Annotated in this window: 24 protein-coding genes and 1 pseudogene; 19 read left to right on the plus strand and 6 right to left on the minus strand. The window is 66.7% G+C overall.

From position 1 onward, the window contains the following. The 8 genes and pseudogenes from C4U03_RS35125 to C4U03_RS42255 form a co-directional block, all read left to right on the plus strand. The coding region (locus C4U03_RS35125; RefSeq protein ID WP_146087631.1) for an integrase core domain-containing protein at positions 1 to 288 on the plus strand (288 nt) is incomplete at its 5' end. A gap of 31 nt (positions 289 to 319) precedes the next feature. Further along, on the plus strand, positions 320 to 520 hold the full coding sequence (locus C4U03_RS35130) for a hypothetical protein (protein ID WP_235018332.1): 201 nt from the start codon (positions 320 to 322) through the stop codon (positions 518 to 520). A 1-nt stretch (position 521) separates the two neighbouring features. Further along, complete coding sequence (locus C4U03_RS35135; RefSeq protein ID WP_103944134.1) at positions 522 to 959, plus strand: hypothetical protein; 438 nt, start codon at positions 522 to 524, stop codon at positions 957 to 959. Then, positions 959 to 1,351 carry an RRQRL motif-containing zinc-binding protein gene (locus C4U03_RS35140; protein ID WP_103944193.1) on the plus strand — a complete coding sequence of 131 codons (393 nt, stop codon included), beginning with the start codon at positions 959 to 961 and terminating at the stop codon, positions 1,349 to 1,351. The genes C4U03_RS35135 and C4U03_RS35140 overlap by 1 nt, the downstream gene beginning before the upstream one ends. After that, entirely contained in the window at positions 1,348 to 2,484 is a 1,137-nt protein-coding gene (locus C4U03_RS35145; protein ID WP_160147201.1) for a DUF2637 domain-containing protein, read from the plus strand. The genes C4U03_RS35140 and C4U03_RS35145 overlap by 4 nt, the downstream gene beginning before the upstream one ends. Continuing rightward, on the plus strand, positions 2,484 to 4,673 hold the full coding sequence (locus C4U03_RS35150; RefSeq protein WP_103944136.1) for a P-loop NTPase family protein: 2,190 nt from the start codon (positions 2,484 to 2,486) through the stop codon (positions 4,671 to 4,673). Before C4U03_RS35145 ends, C4U03_RS35150 begins: the two co-directional genes overlap by 1 nt. A gap of 141 nt (positions 4,674 to 4,814) precedes the next feature. Further along, a complete protein-coding gene (locus tag C4U03_RS35155) occupies positions 4,815 to 5,093 on the plus strand; it encodes a hypothetical protein (protein ID WP_103944137.1) in 279 nt (92 codons plus the stop codon). A gap of 111 nt (positions 5,094 to 5,204) precedes the next feature. Then, positions 5,205 to 5,663 (plus strand): annotated as a pseudogene (locus C4U03_RS42255) (DNA cytosine methyltransferase); the annotation flags it as partial. On the opposite strand, the gene C4U03_RS42260 reads toward C4U03_RS42255, so the two are convergent. Then, positions 5,664 to 5,933, minus strand: a complete 270-nt coding sequence (locus C4U03_RS42260) for a hypothetical protein (RefSeq protein ID WP_235018338.1) — start codon at positions 5,931 to 5,933, stop codon at positions 5,664 to 5,666. It abuts the pseudogene before it with no gap. 192 nt (positions 5,934 to 6,125) lie between these two features. Between C4U03_RS42260 and C4U03_RS42265 the strand changes: the two genes are divergently transcribed. From C4U03_RS42265 to C4U03_RS40795, 9 genes are all read left to right on the plus strand, one after another. Continuing rightward, on the plus strand, positions 6,126 to 6,281 hold the full coding sequence (locus C4U03_RS42265; RefSeq protein ID WP_235018339.1) for a hypothetical protein: 156 nt from the start codon (positions 6,126 to 6,128) through the stop codon (positions 6,279 to 6,281). Beyond that, positions 6,278 to 7,165 carry a bifunctional DNA primase/polymerase gene (locus C4U03_RS35165; RefSeq protein ID WP_103944139.1) on the plus strand — a complete coding sequence of 296 codons (888 nt, stop codon included), beginning with the start codon at positions 6,278 to 6,280 and terminating at the stop codon, positions 7,163 to 7,165. The genes C4U03_RS42265 and C4U03_RS35165 overlap by 4 nt, the downstream gene beginning before the upstream one ends. Then, positions 7,162 to 8,739 (plus strand): YfjI family protein, encoded by a 1,578-nt coding sequence (locus C4U03_RS35170; protein ID WP_103944140.1) that lies wholly within the window; start codon positions 7,162 to 7,164, stop codon positions 8,737 to 8,739. The genes C4U03_RS35165 and C4U03_RS35170 overlap by 4 nt, the downstream gene beginning before the upstream one ends. Positions 8,740 to 8,776: 37 nt before the next feature. Continuing rightward, positions 8,777 to 8,977 carry a helix-turn-helix transcriptional regulator gene (locus C4U03_RS35175; protein ID WP_103944141.1) on the plus strand — a complete coding sequence of 67 codons (201 nt, stop codon included), beginning with the start codon at positions 8,777 to 8,779 and terminating at the stop codon, positions 8,975 to 8,977. Then, positions 8,977 to 10,377: a tyrosine-type recombinase/integrase gene (locus tag C4U03_RS41455; protein ID WP_200827684.1), complete on the plus strand. Its 1,401-nt coding sequence runs from the start codon at positions 8,977 to 8,979 to the stop codon at positions 10,375 to 10,377. The genes C4U03_RS35175 and C4U03_RS41455 overlap by 1 nt, the downstream gene beginning before the upstream one ends. A gap of 813 nt (positions 10,378 to 11,190) precedes the next feature. Beyond that, positions 11,191 to 11,433, plus strand: coding sequence for a hypothetical protein (locus tag C4U03_RS40140; protein WP_146087632.1), 243 nt, complete (start codon positions 11,191 to 11,193; stop codon positions 11,431 to 11,433). Between the two features lie 590 nt (positions 11,434 to 12,023). Continuing rightward, on the plus strand, positions 12,024 to 12,347 hold the full coding sequence (locus C4U03_RS35185) for a hypothetical protein (RefSeq protein ID WP_103944195.1): 324 nt from the start codon (positions 12,024 to 12,026) through the stop codon (positions 12,345 to 12,347). Between the two features lie 6 nt (positions 12,348 to 12,353). Further along, complete coding sequence (locus C4U03_RS35190; RefSeq protein ID WP_103944142.1) at positions 12,354 to 12,659, plus strand: hypothetical protein; 306 nt, start codon at positions 12,354 to 12,356, stop codon at positions 12,657 to 12,659. After that, complete coding sequence (locus C4U03_RS40795; protein WP_160147202.1) at positions 12,659 to 12,805, plus strand: hypothetical protein; 147 nt, start codon at positions 12,659 to 12,661, stop codon at positions 12,803 to 12,805. Before C4U03_RS35190 ends, C4U03_RS40795 begins: the two co-directional genes overlap by 1 nt. Positions 12,806 to 13,692: 887 nt before the next feature. Here C4U03_RS40795 and C4U03_RS35195 read toward each other — a convergent pair. The 5 genes from C4U03_RS35195 to C4U03_RS35205 all read right to left on the minus strand — a co-directional run bounded on the left by C4U03_RS35195 (position 13,693) and on the right by C4U03_RS35205 (position 18,198). After that, positions 13,693 to 15,612 (minus strand): DNA methyltransferase, encoded by a 1,920-nt coding sequence (locus tag C4U03_RS35195; RefSeq protein ID WP_160147203.1) that lies wholly within the window; start codon positions 15,610 to 15,612, stop codon positions 13,693 to 13,695. Between the two features lie 238 nt (positions 15,613 to 15,850). Then, complete coding sequence (locus tag C4U03_RS41460) at positions 15,851 to 16,462, minus strand: hypothetical protein (RefSeq protein WP_200827685.1); 612 nt, start codon at positions 16,460 to 16,462, stop codon at positions 15,851 to 15,853. Positions 16,463 to 17,011: 549 nt separating this feature from the next. After that, positions 17,012 to 17,137, minus strand: a complete 126-nt coding sequence (locus C4U03_RS42715; RefSeq protein ID WP_268817572.1) for a hypothetical protein — start codon at positions 17,135 to 17,137, stop codon at positions 17,012 to 17,014. A 348-nt stretch (positions 17,138 to 17,485) separates the two neighbouring features. Then, complete coding sequence (locus C4U03_RS40150) at positions 17,486 to 17,797, minus strand: hypothetical protein (RefSeq protein WP_146087634.1); 312 nt, start codon at positions 17,795 to 17,797, stop codon at positions 17,486 to 17,488. Continuing rightward, entirely contained in the window at positions 17,794 to 18,198 is a 405-nt protein-coding gene (locus C4U03_RS35205; protein WP_103944144.1) for an ATP-binding protein, read from the minus strand. The genes C4U03_RS40150 and C4U03_RS35205 overlap by 4 nt, the downstream gene beginning before the upstream one ends. A gap of 157 nt (positions 18,199 to 18,355) precedes the next feature. On the opposite strand from C4U03_RS35205, the gene C4U03_RS35210 reads away from it, so the two are divergent. After that, positions 18,356 to 18,664, plus strand: a complete 309-nt coding sequence (locus C4U03_RS35210; protein ID WP_103944145.1) for a putative quinol monooxygenase — start codon at positions 18,356 to 18,358, stop codon at positions 18,662 to 18,664. After that, positions 18,661 to 19,863: a helix-turn-helix domain-containing protein gene (locus C4U03_RS35215; RefSeq protein WP_103944146.1), complete on the plus strand. Its 1,203-nt coding sequence runs from the start codon at positions 18,661 to 18,663 to the stop codon at positions 19,861 to 19,863. The genes C4U03_RS35210 and C4U03_RS35215 overlap by 4 nt, the downstream gene beginning before the upstream one ends. Positions 19,864 to 20,108 lie beyond the last annotated feature (245 nt).

Here is a 20,108-nt window from a genome sequence, read left to right on the forward strand (position 1 = left end):
CAGTACTGCTCGAAGGACTTCGAGGCCGTCTGCCGCCGGCTCGGCGTCACCCGCTCCCGGGCAGCGGTGGGCACCAGCGCCGACAACGCCGCGGCCGAGGCCTTCAACGCCACGCTCAAGCGAGAGACCCTGCAAGGCGCCCACCACTGGCCTGACACCCGCACCGCCCGCCTGGCGGTGTTCCGATGGATCACCCGCTACAACACCCGCCGCAGGCATTCGCGCCTCGGCCACACCTCACCGATCGACTACGAGAAAACCACAGGTAGCCTGACCGCTGCCGCCTGAAACCCGTGTCCACATTCCGGGGGGAAGGCCCGTGGACGGCATCTCCCACTACTGGGCCGACCGCCGCACCACCCTCCTGCGGCTGGCCAGGTTGGTCGGCAAGGGTGAGTTCGCCGAGCTGGGCGACGGCGCCGCCGCGCCGGCCGGTACCGGTGCCTACGCCCTGGATCAGTCCTGGCACATCGGCTGGCTGTTCGCCGCGGCGCTGATCGCCTGCTTGGGGGTGGGCTGAGATGGGCGAGCGGATCGAGTTCCGGCCGGACGGCCCGCACAGCGACGACTACACCACCGACCTGGCCCGCGCGTTCGCCGAAGCGGTGCGCGTGCTCAACCACGCCACCATGCGGGCGGGACTGCACTACCCGTCCACCGTCTACGACATGACCGGCAACCTGGCCACCGGAACCGCCGGACTGGGCCAACTGGTGTCCCAGATCGGCGCGTTCCTCAAGCGGGAGGCCACCGCCGGCAACCTGGCCGACACGTCGGGAACCGACCCGCGGCTGACGGTGCGGGACGCCGCACTGGCCATCCAGGACGCCGAGTGCGCCGCTGCGGCACTGGCTGACGCGCTGCGAGACATCCAGTCCGCCGTGTCCGGCCTGTACGTGCCCGACCCTGACGAGCCGGAAAAGACGAGCGGCGAGACCGGTAAGGACGGTGCGTGGTGATGCGCCGCCGGACCATGGCCATGTTCTTCGACCCCGCCGGCACCCGCTACGGCGTCCCTACCTGGCCGTGGCGGATGGCCCCGCCGCACCTGTTGACCCGTCGTCAGCTCGCCGCCTGCGGGCTGCGTCCGGGTGGCCAGCCGATCGCCGGTCAGGTGCTGTGGCGGTCGCGCCGGTACAACGCCCCCGGCGGGGTTCGCGCCGCCTACCTGTATGACGTGCGGCTGGCGCTGCCCAAGCGGATCGCCAGTCCCGCCCAGCGCGCCGCGCTGGCCAAGGCCCTCACCGTCCGCCGGACGTGCCCCGAGTGCGGCACTGACGCCGGTTACGTCCTGTCCCGCCATCTGGGCGTCTGCCTGGAGTGCGCCGACGCATGGGAGATCGCGTCATGACCCCCTTCAACTCGACCCCGCCCCCGTCCTTCGGTGCCCTGCCCGGTGCCGACCACGACGCGCAGGCCCGCAAGCTGTCGGGCAACGAGTTCACCGCCGTGTGCGTGGTGGCCGCGTTGGTCGGCGCGCTGGGATTGCTGGGGTTCATCAACAGCTTCGCCGCGGTGATGCGCGCGGCCGAACCGTCCTTCGGTCGGCTGGCGTGGACGGTGCCGGTCGGCATTGACCTGGGCATTGCGATCTTCGCCGCGCTGGACATCGTGCTTGCCCGGCTGGACATGCGGGTTCGGTGGCTGCGGTTCATCGTCTGGGCGCTGACCGCCGCGACGGTCTACCTCAACGTGGCCGGCGAGGACACGGTGTTCGGTCAGGTGGCGCACGCCCTGTTGCCCTGCCTGTGGGTGGCCGCTGTCGAGATCGCCGCACATGTGGTCAAGGTCCGCGCCGGCATCGCCGCCGGCACCCGGATGGACCGCATCCGGGCATCGCGGTGGCTGCTGGCACCGGTCCGGACGGCCGCGCTGTGGCGCCGCATGGTGCTGTGGGAGGTCCGTTCCTACCCGACCGCCCTGGACCGCGAACGTGCCCGGCTGCTGGTCCTGACCGACCTGCAAGACAACTACGGCGCGGTGGCGTGGCGGTGGAAAGCACCCCGCCGGGTGCGCGCCCTGTACCGACTCGGCGAGCTCGCCCCTGCTCCCAGCGACGCCCCGACCGCCGGTGAGCCGACCGCGCTGGCCGACACCGACCGGCCAGCGATCGAGGCCGGAACGCCGGAACTGGCGGACACACCAGCCGACACAGCGCCCGACAACGGAGCGGACACCGCCCCGAACACGATGACCGACACCGCGCCGGACAGCACCCCGGACAACGGCGACCGCACGGTGTCCGCCATCAAGCGGTCTCGACCGTCCGCCCGTAGGACCGGCGGTAAGTCCGCCAAGCGCAGTGACCGGCTGGCGGACAAGGCGCGTGCACTGCTGACCGCCAACCCGGACATGACCGGCGCCGAGTTGGGCCGCCGTCTCAAGGTCTCCGAACGCACCGGCGCCCGTCTGCGCGCCCGTGTCCTGACCACCACCAACCCCACCCACGAGCCCGCCGCGGCTGCCGCTGGAGGTGACGCCTGATGACCACCAATGAGCCCATGGGCGAAGTCATCAACCTGCCCGTTCGCCCCGACCCCGCCCCGACCACCGCCGCGCCGACCGATGCGGACGGTGGCGCCCGCCCGCCGTTCCCGACCGCCCCGGCGACCAGCGACCCGGACGGCCCCGGCCGCGACGTCGGCGAAGTGCTGGAGGGCAAGGTTCTGGTCGACCAGCCCGACACCGACCGGCCGGACATCCGGAAGCGGATGCTGGCCGACACCGGGCAGCGCCGGCCGATCATCGCCCCATGGCTGCGCGACCGCAACGAGGCCCGCGCGACGGTGCGGTGGGCGGTCGGCTACGCCGGCCACGTGACCGGCTACCACGCCGCCCGCTTCCCGCTGTACGGGCTGCGGCTGGCGCTGCGCTCGCCGCGTGGACTGTGGCGCGTGGTGGTGGGCACGTGGCGATGGACGTGCGACGCCGAAGCGATGCCGCTGCGGATGCATGCCGCCGACCGCAAGGACGCTGACACCTACTTGAAGCTGCTGCGTGAGCGTGACGACCGCGTGAGGTGGCGCCGCATCATGGCCGGCGCCGGACTGGCCGGCACTGGGCTGGCCGCCATGTCGGTGTCCGCCGCGGGCGGGATCACGCAGGCGACCGTGTTCGCCGCGGTGGTGGCGGTACTGGGCTGGATCGGCACCCCGTCCGACAAGCGCATCCTCGACACCGCGGTTGTCTCGACCAAGGCGCCCAAGCTCACATCCGAGATCGTTGTTCGGGCGCTGGCGTCGCTCGGTATCGCCGAGATCAACAAGGCGGTCGGCAAGGGTGGTGGCGGGATCACCTTCCCCGCGCCGATCACCCGCGACGGCCCCGGCTGGCGCGCCGACGTTGACCTTCCGTACGGCGTCACGGTCACCGACATCATGGAACGCCGTGACCGGCTGGCGTCCGGCCTGCGCCGCCCGCTGGGCTGCGTGTGGCCCGAACCGGCGCACGATCAGCACGCCGGCCGGCTCGTGCTGTGGGTGGGCGATCAGGACATGAATCAGGTCAAGCCGCCCGTGTGGCCGCTGGCCAAGACCGGTACCGCCGACCTGTTCAAGGCGATCCCGTTCGGCACCGATCAGCGTGGCCGCCCGGTGACGCTCACCCTGATGTACGCGAACATGCTGATCGGCGCCATGCCCGGCGCCGGCAAGACGTTCGCCCTCAAGGTGCCGCTGTTGGCCGCCGCCCTCGACCCGACCGCGCAGCTTCGGGTGTTCGAGCTCAAGGGCACTGGTGATCTGGACTTCTCCGAAAAGGTCGCCCACCACTACGGGTCCGGCCCGGACGACACCACCATCGGCGAGTGCCTCGCCTCGCTGCGGGAGGTCTACAAGGAGCTTGAGAAGCGCGCCAAGACGCTCGCCGGCCTGCCCAAGGACCTGCGCCCGGAGAACAAGGTCACTCCGCAACTGGCCGCCCGCAAGTCCCTGGGACTCCACCCGCTGGTGTTCGTGGTGGACGAGTGCCAAGAGCTGTTCTCGCACCCCGAGTACGGCGCCGAAGCCGGCACGCTGGCCACCGCCATCATCAAGCGTGGCCGCGCCCTGGGCGTGATCCTGCTCCTGGCCACCCAGCGCCCCGACAAGGACAGCCTGCCGACCGGCGTATCGGCGAACGTGGGCATCCGGTTCTGCCTGCGGGTCATGGGCCAGCTCGAAAACGACATGATCCTGGGCACATCGATGTACAAGAACGGCATCCGCGCCACCACGTTCACCAAGCAGGACAAGGGCATCGGCTACCTGGTGGGCGAGGCCGACGAACCGCAGATCACCCGCGGCTACTACCTCGACGGCCCCACCGCCGACCGCATCGCCGACCGCGCCCGCGCCGCCCGCAAGGCCGCCAGCACCCTGACCGGCTACGCCGCCGGCGAGGACACCACCCCCACCGATGACGGCACGTCCCTGCTCGCCGACATCGCCGCCGTCCTGCGCCCCGGCGAGGACAAGGTGTGGTCGGAAACCATCGTGACCCGGCTCGCCGAACTGCGGCCCGGTCTCTACACCGGGTGGACGCCGGCCCAACTCGCCGACGCACTCAAGCCGTACGGAATCACGACCGCCCAGGTTTGGGGACAGGACGAAAACGGCAAGGGCGCCAACCGCCGCGGCATCGCCTGCGAGCACATCACGGCCGCCCTTGAGGCCACCCGTACCGACGCCAAATAACCCCGCCGGGTGCCGCTAGGTCTAGCACCCGCCCCCGCTAGACCTAGCGGCCCCGCTAGCGCCCCAACCCCACACCTACCAGCGATCAAGCACCTAGCGCCCCCACCTGCACGCACGCCCAAACCGGCCCGGAGGGCACCCATGACACCCCTGCTCACCGCCGCTAGCGACACCACCACCAACCCCGCCGCTCTGCTGGCGCTGGCCGCGCTCGCCGGCATCGCCTACGTGATCCACTGCGTGATCTGGCCGTTTGGGTCATGCCGTAAGTGCGACGGCGCCGGCCGGTTCCGCTCGCCCTCCGGCCGCGCGTGGCGCTACTGCAACCGCTGCGGCGGCAACGGCGCCCGCATCCGCACCGGCCGCCGCATCTGGACCTACCTCAAGCACACCCACGACCGCGACCGCCGCACCCGCTGACAACCCAGAGGAAGCAGGGAGCGGCCCGGCGCACAGCCACCAAGCACGCCGCCGGACCGCTCTTGCTCCAACCGATCAGGCCCGTAGGCCATGAAGGGAGCAGTCCCCACGATGGCACATCACCCGCTATCCGTCCCGCCACAGTCCGGCACCGGCCCGCGTATCGGGTCGCTGTGTTCGGGCTACGGCGGGTTGGACCTGGCCGCCGCCGCGGTGCTGGGCGGGCACCCGGTATGGGTGGCCGACCCCGACCCCGGCGCAGCCGCCACCCTGGCCCACCACTGGCCGGACGTGGCGAACCTGGGCGACATCACCGCGACCGACTTCACGACCGTGCCCGCCGTGGAGGTGCTGTGCGCGGGCTTCCCCTGCCAGGACATCAGCAACGCCGGCCCGCGTGCCGGGATCGAAGGGAGCCGTTCGAGTGTCTGGCGAGACGTCGCGCGAGCCGTTCGCGATCTTCGACCCGGCTACGTCGTGCTGGAGAACGTCGCAGCTCTCCTTGCTCGGGGAATGGGAACCGTACTCGCAGACCTGGCCGCGCTCGGGTACGACGCGGCGTGGACGTGCCTACGCGCGTCCGACGTCGGCGCCCCGCACCGCCGCGAACGGGTCTTCATCCTCGCCCGGCCCGCTGTTGCCGACGCTCCGCACGACCGACACCAACGGCCCCGGCGCGCACGGGACGGGCGGCCCGGACCTGCGCACGGTGGTGGCGTTGCTGCCCACCCCGGCGTCCCGGGACCACAAGGGACCGGCCGCCCGGCGCAGCGGCATTCCGCAACTGCCGAACGTGGTGTTGGCGTTGCTGCCCACCCCCAGGGCGAGCGACGGGACCAAGGGCGGCCCGAACCAACGGGGGTCGTTGGGGGACTTGATGCTGCCGTCTGCGGTGGCGCGTCTGTCGAGTGGGGACGGTACGCGCCCGCCATCGCCCGATGGGAACGAGTGTGCGGACGGCCAACTCCTGATCCCACTGAACCCGCCCCCCGTGGCGGACGGCGCCTGAGCCCCCTATTCGCCGAATGGCTGATGGGCCTGCCCGCCGGATGGGTCACCGCCGTGCCTGGCCTGACCCGCAACCAACAGTTGCGGCTGCTCGGCAACGGCGTGGTACCCGCCCAAGGTGTTGCTGCGCTGACCGTGCTGTTGACGGAGGCGAACGACCTGACGGGAGTGGCGGCATGACCAACGCCCCTGGTCTGATGACGGCTGCGCTCACGCACGCTGAGCGGGGTTGGTGCGTCTTCCCGTTGCGGCCCGGCGACAAGCGGCCAGCGCTGCGTGCCGACTGGGAGCGCCGCGCGACCGCTGCCGACAAGGCGCGTATCCGGCGGTGCTGGGAACACGCCGCTTACAACGTCGGGATTGCGTGCGGCCCGTCCGGGCTGATCGTGGTTGACCTGGACGTGCCGAAGGCGGGGGAGCGCCCGCCGGCCGAGTGGGCGCGTGAGCCCGGCATCTGGGACGGCGCCGACGTGTTCGCGACGTTGTGCGAGCGGCACGGCCAGCCGTTCCCGTTCGACACGTACACGGTGCTGACCGGCCGCGGTGGGATGCATCTGTACTTCACGGAACCGGCCGGCCTGGAGCTTCGCAACAGCGCCGGCCGGTTGGGCTGGCTGATCGACACCCGCGCCCGCGGTGGCTACGTGGTGGCCGCGGGGAGCATCGTGGCCGGCCGTGTCTACACGGTCGTGAACGATGCCGACCCCGCCCCACTGCCGGGATGGCTGGCCGCCCTACTCACCGCGTCGAGCCGACCGGCCTACGGCGCGGTGAGGATGCCGGAGATACCGCAGGACCACGCCGCGGGCTACGCCGGTTCGGCGCTGCGTGGCGAGGTTCAGCGCGTTCTCGACGCGACGCCGGGCAACCGCAATCACACCCTGAACCAAGCGGCGTTCGCGCTGGGCCAGCTCGCCGCCGCGGGGATGCTGCCTGAACCGCTGGTGTTCGACTGCCTGTTCGCGGCTGGCCAGCACATCGGACTGTCGGCGCGCGAGTGCGAGGCGACTATCCGAAGTGGGCTCATGTCGGGCGCTCGCCGGCCGCGGATGGGGGCGGCATGACCAGCGCTGACCAGATCCTTGCCGCGGCGGGCGCCGATCAGCAGTTGGCCGCCCTGCACGCCCAGCCCTGGGACGACCCCGTACCACTGGGCGCGCGCCGGCGCACCCTGCCGACGTTCCCAACCGATGCGTTGCCCGGATGGGTCGGCGCCATGGTGGCCGCGGTCGCCGAGGAAACCCAGACCCCGCCCGATCTGGCCGCGTGCGTGGCGCTGGCTGCGCTCTCGACGGCCGCGGGCGGTCGGGCGCTGGTCAACGTGCGGGGTTCATGGACGGAGCCGGTGAACATCTTCACCGTGGTGGCGATGCCGCCCGGCTCACGCAAGTCGCCGGTGTTCCGGGCGATGACGCAACCGTTGCTCGCCGCCGAGAAAGACCTGATCGAACGCGTCAAGCCGCACATCATCGAGGCCGAGTTGACGCTTCGGGTGGCGCGCGCCGCCGCCGAGAAAACCGCCGCGGTCGCCTCCAACAGCAGCAAGCCTGGTGGCGACCCTGACAAGCTCGCCGAAGCGACCGACGCCGCCATGGTCGCCGAGTCCATCACGGTGCCGACCCAACCAAAACTCGTGGTGGACGACGTGACGCCGGAAACGGCAACGTCGCTGTTGGCCGCCCAAGGTGGCCGGCTGGCGGTGCTATCGGCCGAGGGCGAGATCTTCAACATCATGGCCGGCCGCTACTCCAGCACGCCCAACCTGGGCGTGTTCCTCAAAGGCCACGCCGGCGACATGCTCAGGGTGGACCGGCAAGGCCGGCCAGCCGAACACATCGACCGGCCGGCGCTCACGCTCGGGATCGCCGTTCAACCCGAAGTACTCGCCGAGCTCGCCCGGACGCCTGGATTCCGCGGCAAGGGCTTGCTCGCACGCATCCTGTACGCGATCCCGGACAGCAACATCGGATACCGGGAGGCCGAACCCGACCCGGTTCCCGACCGGATCACCGAGACCTACACGGCCAACCTTGCCCGGCTGGTCAGCGTGATGCACGACTGGGACGACCCCGCCCGGCTGCTACTTGCTCCCGACGCGCGCCCTGTGTTCCTGGCGCACCGACAGCGCACCGAGGAACGCCTACGGCCCAACATCGGCGACCTTGCCCACATTGCCGACTGGGGCAGCAAGTACGACGGCGCCGTTGCCCGCATCGCCGGACTGCTCCACCTTGCCCAGCACATCGAAGACGGGTACCGGCACCCGATCAGCGCCGACACCATCAACGCCGCCATCACCATCGGCGAGTACTACGCCCAACACGCGCTCGCCGTGTTCGACGCCATGGGCGCCGATCCCGACCTAGAGGCCGCCCGGACCATTCACGCATGGATGGAAAAGCACCGGCCCGAACAGTTCACCGTCCGCCAACTCTTCAACGGCATCCGCAGCGCCACCTACCGCAAGGTGGCCGACCTTCGCCCCGGCCTCGAACTACTGGAGGAACACGGCTGGATACGACGCCAACCCGCACCCGAACGCAAAGGCCCCGGCCGCCCCCCGTCTCCCACCTACACCGTTCACCCCTACCTGTTGGCCGGCGCACAGCCACCAAGCACGCCGCCGGCCGGCCAGTGACAACCGATCGACCCCGACGGACCCCAAGAGGAGCTGCATGAAGCAGAGCAACCGCCAGAACGAAAAGCTCACCGTCGCCGAGGTGTGCGCCGAACTGAAGATTGCCCGGTCCACCTTCTACGACTGGCGCGCCAAGGGGCTCGCGCCGAAGTGCACCAGGATTCCGAACGGTGACCTTCGCATCCTCCGCGCCGACCTGGACGAGTGGTGGAACTCCTTGCAGGAGACCGCCGCCTGATGAATAACATCACGTACGACGTTCGTATCTACAAGACCGAGGTTTACCGCGGCAAGAACGTCACGACCTACACCGTCCGATGGAAGACCGGCCCCAAGCCATGGAAGCAGCCCTTCCGCAACAAGGCGCAGGCCGACAGCTTCCAAGCCGAGTTGCGTGCCGCCGCACGCAAGGGTGAGGCGTTCGACATCACGACCGGCCGGCCCGTCGCATGGGGACGCGCGGGCAAGGACGTGTCGTGGTACGCCTTCTGCGTGTCCTACGTGGACATGAAGTGGAAAGGCGCATCGGCGAAGCACCGCGCCAACACGGCGTGGGCGCTGGTCACGGTCATGCCCGCGATGCTGGCCACCGAGCGTGGGAAGCCCGTGGACAAGCGCGTCCGGTCGGCGCTGCGGAGGTGGGCGTTCAACACCAAGAACCGCGGTGAGTGCCCCGAGGACGCCGCCGCGGTGCTCAAGTGGGTGGAGCGCAGCACCAAGCCGGTTTCGGCGCTCGCCGATCCGAAGGTGATGCGTGCCGTCCTGGACACCGCCGCGACCCGGCTGGACGGCAAGCCGGCCGCCCCGTCCACCGTCCAGCGCAACCGCGCGATCTTGCACCACGCCTGCGAGTACGCCGTAGAACTGGGCCTGCTCGACAGCAACCCGGTCAAGACCACCAAGTGGAAGGCGCCCAAGGGATCATCGGAGGTTGACCGTCGATCGGTGGTCAACCATCGTCAGGCCCGGCGCCTGCTGGAGGCCGTAGGCGCCCAGGAACCGAGTGGGCCGCGGTTGGTGGCGTTCTTCGCGGTGATCTACTACGCCGGACTACGCCCCGAGGAAGCCGTCAACCTGCGTCGCGACAACGTGATCTTGCCGCTGCTGGTCCTGAACGAAGAGACCGGCCAGGTGGAGAAACCCGCCGACGGATGGGGCGAACTGCGCTTCTGCACCGCCGCCCCGGAGGTCGGCGCCGAGTGGACCGACGACGGCGCCCGCCGCGAACATCGCCGACTCAAGGGCCGCGGGCAAGGGGAGTGGCGCCGCGTGCCGGTCCCGCCCCCGCTGACCCGCATCTTGCGCCGACACCTGACCGACATCGGCACCGGCCCCGGTGGGCGCCTGTTCTGGGGCGTGCGTGGTGGAGAGCTGCCGACCATCACCTACCGGCGCGCGTGGGACAAGGCCCGTAGAACGACGCTGAGCGAAGCCGAGTACGCTTCCCCGCTCGCCCGCCGCGTGTACGACCTACGGCACGCCTGCGTGTCCACCTGGCTCAACGGTGGCGTCCCGGCCCCCCAGGTCGCCGAGTGGGCCGGCCACAGCGTCGAAGTACTGCTTCGCGTTTACGCCAAGTGCATCGACGGCCAAGACGAGACAGCCAAACGCCGTATCGAGGCTGCGCTTCGCGGCTGAACCCGCGTTAGAAACGCAAACAGACTGGGGGCGCTTCCCAACAGTGGGCAGCGCCCCCAAGCGCGGTGAAGGACTGCGTTCGGTCCTGATCTTTCCCCTTGGTGACGCTTGTTCTAGGCGCTCAGGACTCCTCGGTATCACATGGTCACACGGGGACGGTGGCATTGGGTGATATGACTAGTCGGCTGGGCCAGGTGCCCAGATTGTTAGTTCCATTCCTCGTCATTCACCCGGTGCCACCACCCGGGCTGGGCCCGTCGAGCTCCCCAAACGTGGGATGAGTGCTCTAGTTCTGACCAAAAACTCTCGACTATGTGATCAAGTGTTGACCAGATTTGATCGATGGTATCGTCTATATCTTCCCTGTTGCGAGAAATGTATTCTTGTGCATCATCTAGGGCGCTATCGGTGTGGGTGGCGAGTCGCCGATGAAGGGACTGTCGGGATATCTCGTAAAAGGCAGACAGGGTGTCCCATGACATTGATGCATAACGCATCAATGCACAGTTCAGGGCTTCCAGATGGCGGACGTTGGCGACTGCGTTGCGGGTAGCTGTGGGGTCACTGGCAAGTGGGTGACACGGGTCGGCGATAGCCAGCAGGGTTGATGCTAGGCGTAGCGCCGTGGCGGATCGTGCCAGAACCAAGCTCTGTACACGTTCATCGAGGTCCGACATAGCACCCGATCCTCTCAAGAGTGTCAGCAGGAAGTTGACACTTTTGGAGGGTTCGTCCGAGAGCCTTGATGACGTAGGGGAGCGGCCTCCTTGGCAGAGGAGACCGCTCCGTCGCTCATCGGTCCTGAGGAGACAGATGAAACCCACCAAGGGTAACGCCAGGCAGGCAGATGATCAGAACTCGCATGTGATCGTCTTCACTCTCAGCGTCGAGATCGAGGGCGAGCGATCATGTGTGATGTCCAACGAGTCGGGGCCTGACGAGGGCGCCGGCGCTACCCATTGGCGGAAGTGGAGCAGGGCCGGAGGGGTCATCGTCGGTATCGCGACCGTCACAGGAACAGCTCTCGGCGTCGCTCAGTGGCTTGGCTGGCCCTAGGGAGCTTCGGCACGTATCCGGCACGGCTGGCCGCCGCGCCCCGGTGGCGGCCGGACACAGCCGGACGGGCCAACGAGAACGCCCGACCGCATGTGTGCTGGTCGGGCGCTGGTTGATGCTGATGATCAGGGGTGGGCAGGGGCGGGGTCGAACCGCCGACCTTCCGCTTTTCAGAAGTACCAACCCCGCACCTGGGCCGCGTCTGCCGTGGGTACTGGGCTGCCGGGGTGTGCCGAAGGTTGGTGGCGGCTGTCGACGTTGCCGTCAGTGTTGCCGTCATCCGCACCTGTGTAGTCAGAGGACAAGCCGACCCGGAGCGCAGGGCCGGCCACGGCCCGAGCACCGGAAGCGGCGCGTCAGCATCTTGTCCTCAGCCTGCGACTGCGCGACGCGCTGCGCAGAGTTCCTGCCAGGACGACCTACTCATCTCTGTCCGTCTGGGCCTGGTCACCGGTTCGGGTGTGCGTTCGCGTGAGCGGTCGTGCTGGCCCCTTCCTGGCCCCCTGGCCGGCGCCTCTGGCAGACGCCTCGGCAAGGAAGGCTCTCCGAAGCGGAGAGAACAGCCCACGGCATCTGACGGGGTGATGAACATGCCTGATCGGCGCAGTAGCGGGCAGCAGGGGCACGCGTGGGATGCCCCCGGTGAGACGGACACCCGTCGTGCGCAGGTCTGGGCGCTGGCGCAGACGCTCAGTGCCCACGGCTATGAGGCTGAGATGGCCGAGTCCGAGCCGCTGTTGGTCGTGGCGGTGGCGTCCGGCTCGCCGGTCCAGGTCCGTTGCGCGTACCGGGACGACTGCGGCGGCGAGCCGTGGTTCTGCTTCGTCGGCGGTACGCCCATCGCCCCGGCCGACGACAACCACCTGCAAGACGCCGTGGTCGCGGTCAAGGGCGCGCTGGCCGGACGGGACTGAAATCCGATGGTGACCCCTCACCTGGAACGGCTGGCCGAGGAACTGGCCGATGACGGCTGGCGGAGCCTGCCGTACTACGAACACGACCCGGCGTACCTGCGAGTGTGGCATCCGGACCTGGACTGCTTCGGGCTGTCGGTCGGCGTGCTGCCCTTCCTGGCGACGGCGGCCGGTGAGGCCGTGTGGTGGTACGTGCTGCTGCCACATGTCCGGCTGGCACCCTGCGATGACGTGCCGGGGGCGGTCGGGCAGATCGCGTTGCTGCTGGGGCCGTGGGCGATGGCGGCACGCTCCCAAGAGGCGGCCCGGTGATGGCCGCCCCCGGTAAGGATGCGCTGGGCCGCTTCGTCCCGACAGTGCCCGCCGACCACCTGCGGTCGGTGTGGCTGCTGGCACGCCGGGAGTTCGGCGAGGAGTTCCCCGGCGTGGTGGTGTGGTTCGGGCTGACCTCACGCTAGTGGCGGGCGATGGTCTCGGCGGCCGGCGGCTGGCGCCTGCTGGAATCCGCCCAGCCCGACGACCTGCGCATGCAGATCCGCGGGGCGCTGGGGTTCTGGCCGGTGTCCGCCTCACAGCGCCACAGCAGTATGAGCCAGCGGATTTACGCCCCCCGCCGATAGCGCTGTGCTCAGCGGTCCGGCGTGTCGTCGTGTACCAGCAAGTATCCTCTGTGCATCATAATAGAATGACTTGGCTTCCCCTTGTCTCAACGCTGACCGGAGGGCTGCTAGCGCTTATCGGTAGTTGGCTTGGGCAACTATGGAGTGAGCGCCGCGCGGTCGAGCGCGAGAAACGTGAGCGCGAGCATGAGCGCGAAGTGTGGGCCCGCGGACTCCGCTACGAGGCCCACATTGGATTTCTCAAAGAATTCGACGTCAAGTTTAAAAACATCTTCGAGCACTATAGCAGCGGCGCCAACTCTGAGCCGCCTGAGGACTACCTAACTCCCGTATGGGACAGACTCGAGTTGATGCGATTGGTGTCGGAGAATAGTACCGTGAATATGGCAGAGGAGGCACTCAAAGGGCTACAAGAATATACTTACGAAAGAGGGGGATGGGAGCAGGTTGAATGGTCTCGCGATCGCTATTTGGGCACTATCCGCGAGGAGCTTCGACTCCCTCCAATAAGACTGATGGGCGACTAGTAGGCACATCAAAGGCTGACGCTCACAGCATTACCACGTCCAGAAGGCAAGGGGACCCGGAGCGCAGGGCCGGCCACGGCCCGAGCACCGGAAGCCCCGCGGCAGCGATCGTCCCCAGCCACAGACGGAACTCAACCACCCACGACGATCGTTTCGAACCTCGGTCAACCACGCTCGATCGACCAGCCGTCTCCTGCGTCAAGAGGCAGACAGCTTAGCGATCCTCTCCGTAGCGAGCTCGTCAGCAAGCTGGGCAATCTCATCAATGTCTTGGCGCTGAGGGTCGGTGGTGTAAGTTGCGAGCACGTACCCACGGATGACGGAGCGAATATCCCCAGCACCGACGCTCACCCCCGAGGCCATGAGTTCACTAAGCCTGGTTTCACCCTCATTGGCGGCGGCATAAGGGTCAGTGAAGACGGCGCCACCTGTTACGGTGGCACGCTTCCTACACACGACCACTGCGTCCAGGTTCGATGGCTCCACTCCACCCTTCGTGACACTGGTGGTCATTTCGCCTTTAACGGGCTGGACCGCAGTGACTACGAATCCGGCCTTTGCCAGCGCTCTCGCTAGTGCTACCCATCCAGTAAGGCGCGCTTGATGGAACGTAAAGGCCAGCAGTCCGTTGGACTTAAGCACGCGGTGACACTCTTGCCATACTCGAGTGATAGCAGCCTCAAAGGCATCCGGCGATGCGCTTTGCACTTCATTGCTGCTTCTAGTGGTGATCAACTCTCCTGGCTTATCCTCTGCCAGTGATGTCTTTGAGCACTCCGGAAACGGCTCTAGTTCACGCAGCCAGACGTAGAAGAAGTCTGCCAACTCGGAGTAGTGAACATTATCCATGTACGGAGGGTCTGTGATCACTAGGTCAACGGACTCGTCGGGAAGGTCCGTGTTCGAGGAATCTCCCGTTCGAAGATATATTTGCCGTGACGAAAATCCATCCGACGGACATGCATTGGTGATCGTAGCCTCTACCGGCAGCGAGAGGCCATGAACTCGCTCCACTTTATTGCCGCGGAGGATTTGATCGGCGGGCTCGCTTTTGTATTCATGAGCTCGGATGAGGCGGCTCTTGAACAGGGTCGAAAAGGACCCCGATGAAGCTGGAGTGCCCCACGGATGAGCTTCTAGCGGTGTCCGCTCCGGTTTGAGGACATGATGGCTAAACATATGTCGGACCGCTCCCGTTCCTTCTCCCTTGAAGGAACAGAACATGTTGTTGAACTCAAGAGTCCCCGAAAATAGTGCGATCAGCGCCTCACGCTCAGCAGGCCCTGCCTCAAGTTCCCGCAGTGCTGTTGCGAGCAGTCCTAGAGAGTAGAGTTGCCGGTCGTTGAAGAAATGCCGCCATTCAGTGAATCCCCAGCGTAGAGCCTGCCGCGTGTTCTCGCCATCATCTAGCCGTCCAGAGGGAAGAACCAGAGTGGAAGCATTTTCCTTAAGTAGCGCTGTGCACTCGCCATACAGTGCAATATCGTAATCAGTGATGGGCTCGTATCGCTTCTTTCCATCCTTGCCCAGCACTAGCTTTGCATACATCTCATAGCGCGGGGGGTGGTCATTCAGAGCATCCAAAACCTTAGTGAGCGTCCCGCAGTTGATGCATTTTACCGTGGCGCGGGACACGGCGCCATCAGATGTTACCTGATGGCCGTTGCGGCAAGTGGCAGATGTGAAGTCGTAGCGTCCTGCAATGATGTCCAGACAGATCGGGCAGACTATCTGTGCATCGGGGACGCGCTTCGGATAGGCGTTCTTCGAGAAGATGTGTGTCGAGAACAGCCTTACATCTTTCCCGCAGAGTGGATTAGGGCAAAGGGCCAAGGCGACCCAGAAATAATACAGGACAGTTTCACCTGTTTCTGCCCTGTGTACTCGGTCGATCTCCGGCCGGCAGGATTCCTCGATGAGCTTGTATGCACGCTGGAGCTCGGCAATATCCCATTGTTGTACTGCCTGCCGCTGAACGAGTGTAGCGACCGGATTGATATCGTAGCCGATTACTCGTGCGCCCAGCTTGGCTGCCTCAACGACAGTCGTGCCCGAGCCTGCGAAAGGATCGAATACAGTAAGCCCATCGAACCTGCAAGCAGACTCGTACAGCGCCATTGCATCCTCGTCCTCGCCACAGACTGCCGATACGAGGATCCCCCGGAAGACGCTACCGAGCCGCTTTGCCCACCACTTGTGAGTACTCGTCGCAGGGCGATGTACCTCTTTCCGCCAAGACTCATGTTCGCCGATCCGACTCAAGGGTCCAGCCGGAAATGAGTGTTCTAGCACGGACGACAGAGGAACGCTCGTGCGAACAAGCTCGATGTCAGGCATGCTTGGAAGCGGCTCCAAGTCAAACAGCGTCATTGGTATCCTCTATCAAAAGCTGCTTCTTGGCTTGCTCCACGTTTTTCATGGTCACGGGACCACGCCCTTGCCCCTTCAAGCGATAGGCGGCGAAGTGGTGTTCCTTGCCAGCGGAAGGGTTAGGGGCAAGTTGGGGCGTTAGCACGTTACTTTGCAGGTCGAAGTTATACCCGATGACGATCTTTTCTGTCTCGACCCTCACCAACTCTCCCACCCTCTCCAGCCGGCCGTCAATCTCTGTCTCCGCCGGAACAATCAGAGTGGCCTGACCGCTTGTCCCTTCAGCCAGCGCGAAGGGGGTCGGCGCTACGTACATCTTTCGGTCCCGGACCAGTAGATCCCCGTATGATCCGAAACCTCGGAAGCTGTCATTTTTATGGACGTAAGTGTGATCTGCGTTGAGGAAGTCGCCATGGCACACTACCAGATCGATGACTGGATACCTTTCCTCACTCGTATCTGAGGGGTATCTCCCGAAGACATAGTAGATTGTTCTTCCGTTGTGGAATCCGGTGGGAACTCGGCTGTTGCTGTCGTAGCTCGCTTCCCTACCAGGCAAGCCCAATCCCTTGACTTCGTAGCCTTCGGCATAATTCACGAGAGTGAAGTCTGGATAGCTATTTCGGCCAGCGGAGTCATGCAGAATCCCCGCATCAACCAATCGGTCTCGCACCCAGTTCTGAAAGTGAAACTCCTTATCCGATCGGCTGACGCGTTGGATAAGAATGTCGTGTTTCCTGGCTTCGCAGCAAGCAACGAAGAAGTCTGCACACGTAGAGGAGGGGGGAGTGTCCACTGTGTACTTCCTGGCGTCACGGGGCTGGGATCGGTTCACCATAGGCTAGTGGGCTCGACGAGCGCATCGGTGGAACGCCGCGCAGCTACGCTGGGGTAGCGACAGATGACTCTGGTGTTCACCGTCGTCGGTTATTGAGGTAGCCAGGCGGGCGGCGCGGCGGGACCGGCCCGGAGAGGCCGCATGCCCGCCGCGGCGATCCGGCTGGCGGCGGTCCGCGCAGCGGGGCGCCCTTGAAGACGTAGAGAAAGTCCTCATCGGGCGGGGTGTCGGACTATGTAACCGCTGGTCAGAGCGTCTTCGCGGCGGGCGGGCCGGGAAGACTGGTCGGGCTGCCTGCTGGTGGGCTCGTCAAGGTGGGTCGGTGTGGCGGTAGGGCAGGCCGGCGAACACTAGGGCTGCTTCGATCTCGCTGATGCGGCGTGGGCCCAGGCCGGTGATCTCGTTGAGCTTGTCGTCCTGGGCGAGCTTGAGCACGTCGCCTACTGTCCGCGGTGGGTCAAAGGGGGCTTCGTAGGCCAGGGCGAGTCGGTTGTAGGCCATGGCGGATAGGACTGCTTTGAGGCAGTGGATGGGGCAGGCTGCGGTGATGCGGTGTGTCCGGTGGGCCATCGCTGCTCTCTGGGGCGGGGCGTCGGCTGGGGCTGGATACGCTGGATGTAGTCGGCAAGTTGCTCGGGAGCTTCCTGTTCACTTGCGGACCCATGACACGCCTTCGGTCGGCTCTGCCGCGTGCAGGGTCGTTGTGACGGTGCGGCTGTGTGCTGGGTGTGGTCGGAACACTGTTGCCCTTGGCCTCTCTTCGGGACGGTGGGATGGCGTCGTTTACCGTCTGGGGCGGGTGGAACGGGACGTGGCGGGGCCTGGTGCATGAGGGTCCGGCCTTGGGGTGGCCGGTTGGGTGGTCTTGGGTGGGGTGTGTCCGGCGGGTCGTTGCTGGTCTCTCGGGTTGGGGGCTGGCTGGGGCTGGATGTGCTGGATGTAGTCGGCAAGCTGCTCGGGGGTGTTGGCGACGAGCGTGGTCGCGTTGCCGCGTAGGGCGAACCATCGTTGGGTGAGCGGGTTGAACAGGAACGCCCAGTGAGGGAACTGCTCACGTAGTGCTCGGAGGGCGGGTGCGGGGTCGACCTCGTTCATGGGGCCGGTGGGGGTAGCTCGGCCCATACGGTGCGGCCGGTCTGGTCGCCCTTGACGCCCCATGCGGTGGTCAGGGCCTCGACGAGGGTGAGTCCTCGTCCGCCTTCGCGGCCGCGGGTGGGGAGGCCGAACACTTCGGGGCCGCCCTGGTCCTCGATCTCCACCAGGGCGCCGGCGTCGGGGCGGCGCTCGACCGTGAGCGTGAACGTTCCGCCCGGCCGGCCGCTGCGGGTGTGCTCGACGGCGTTCGTTACCAGCTCGCTGACGATCAGTGTGGCGTCAGGGTGGTCGGGGAGATGGGTGGCGGTGAAGCGACGGGCCGCGCGTACCTGGTCCCTCAGCCCGGAGAAGGTGTGTTGCCACTTTCGCCCGTCTTTTTGAGTGATTTGGGTTGCGCTCATCGGGGGTTCCCCTCGCGATCTTGCAGGTCAGAGCACCTGCACCCAGTGACTGATACTTAAAGTACGGGTATGGTAGTTCGAGTACAAGTCACTTCGGGTACTTGTGCCGCACAATAAGTACTGATCTCGTAGAGGAAGCAACGGAGGAGGTCGCACCATGTTCGGTCTGGTGGTCCGGTTCACCTGCAAAGACGAGGCGAGCGCCGAGGAGTTCGATCGGCTGGTGGGTGAGACGGTGGAGAAGATCCGGGAGCTTGAGCCCGGGACGTTCGTGTACGCGACGCATCGGGTCGAGGGGCAGCCGCTTCAGCGGATCTTCTATGAGCTGTACCGGGACCGGGAGGCCTTCGACGCGCACGAGGCGCAGGAGCACACCAAGCGGTTCCTCGGCGCCCGTGACGAACTCCTGGCCTCGGTCGAGGTGGACTGGCTGGAGCTCCAGGCCGGTAAGGGCACGGCGGGGTGAGCACTGAGTACCAAAGGGCGCTGGGCCGGCGGATCGCTCAAGAGCGCAAGCGGCGTGGGCTGTCGCAATCTGAACTCGCGCGGCTGATCGATCGGTCGGTGGCGTGGGTCTCCCAGGTCGAACGCGGGGTGCGCAAGATCGACCGGATGTCGGTCTTGGAGAAGGTCGCCGAAGCGCTGGAACTGCCGTTGTCGGAACTGGCCGCCGAGGCCCCGGTGGTCGCTGCCACTACGGAGGAGATCCCGGGGTCCGCCGGCCTGCGCCTGGTGCTGTCGGGCGCTCACTCGCTGCGGGCCATGCTGCACTCGGCTCCCGTCCCGCCCACGGACGAGATTCGGCCGCGGGTTGATCGGGCGTGGGAGCTGGCGCACGAGAGCCGGTATGTGGAGTTGGCCGACCTGCTCCGCGGGCTGGTGCCAGCGCTGGAAACGGCGGTGCGGTCGGCGGAGGAGGAACGTCGGGCCGAGCTGTTCGAGTTGCTGGCCTCGACGTACCAGGCGTGCTCGGCGGCGCTGGCCAAGCTGGGTGAGCCTGAGGCGGCCTGGATCGCTGCGGACCGGGCGATCGTGGCGGCGGAACGGGCCGGTGATCCGCTGATGATGGCGGCGGGTGCGTTCCGGCTCGGCTTCGTGTTCCTCGGCGCGCGGCACTTCGACCAGGCGGAGGAGACTGCCCGGACGGCTTCTGAGGCGCTGTGGTTCCTGGCCGACGAGGGCAAGCCCGATGCGATGTCGCTGTGGGGTGGGCTGACCCTGCAACGGGCGGTGGCCGCGTCCCGGCTCAACCAGGCCGATGCCGCCTATGAGCACTTGGCTCGGGCTCGTGAGGTCGCCGAACGGCTCGGGGACGGCCACAACTACTACAACACCGAGTTCGGGCCGGCCAACGTGGCACTCCATGAGGTGGCGGTGGCCGTCGAGCTGGGGGACGCCGGTCATGCGCTGCGCGTCGGGGCGGCGGTGGACACCTCCACCCTGTCGGCCGAACGGCGGGCCCGGCTCGGCATCGACCTCGCTCGCGCGCACGCCCAGCGCCGACAGGTCAACGAGGCGGTCTCGACCCTGCTGGAGGCCGAGACGATCACGCCGGAGCAGATACGGAATCACCGGATCGTCCGGCAACTGGTGTCCGATTTGCTGGCCATGCAGGACCCGCCCTCTCCTGAGCTGCGGGAACTCGCCGACCGGGTGGGCGCGTAGAAAAAGTACGTGGACCGATACTAAAAGTACTAGTAGAGACTCTGAGTACCGGGTACTGTCTGTGCTGAGGCTGAAAGACCCCTAGGAGGTGACAGCCCAGCACAGACGCTCATCGCGTTCAGGAGTGGGAGAAGACCGCTCTTGGAGGCGGAGACAGGCCACAAATGAAAGTGGCCTGAGCGGGAGAACCCGCCCAGGCCGGATGCGGTTAGCACCCTAGTTGGCGCTTCGATGCTACCCGCTTC

Source organism: Thermomonospora echinospora (assembly GCF_900108175.1).
Taxonomy (GTDB): Bacteria; Actinomycetota; Actinomycetes; order Streptosporangiales; family Streptosporangiaceae; genus Thermomonospora; species Thermomonospora echinospora.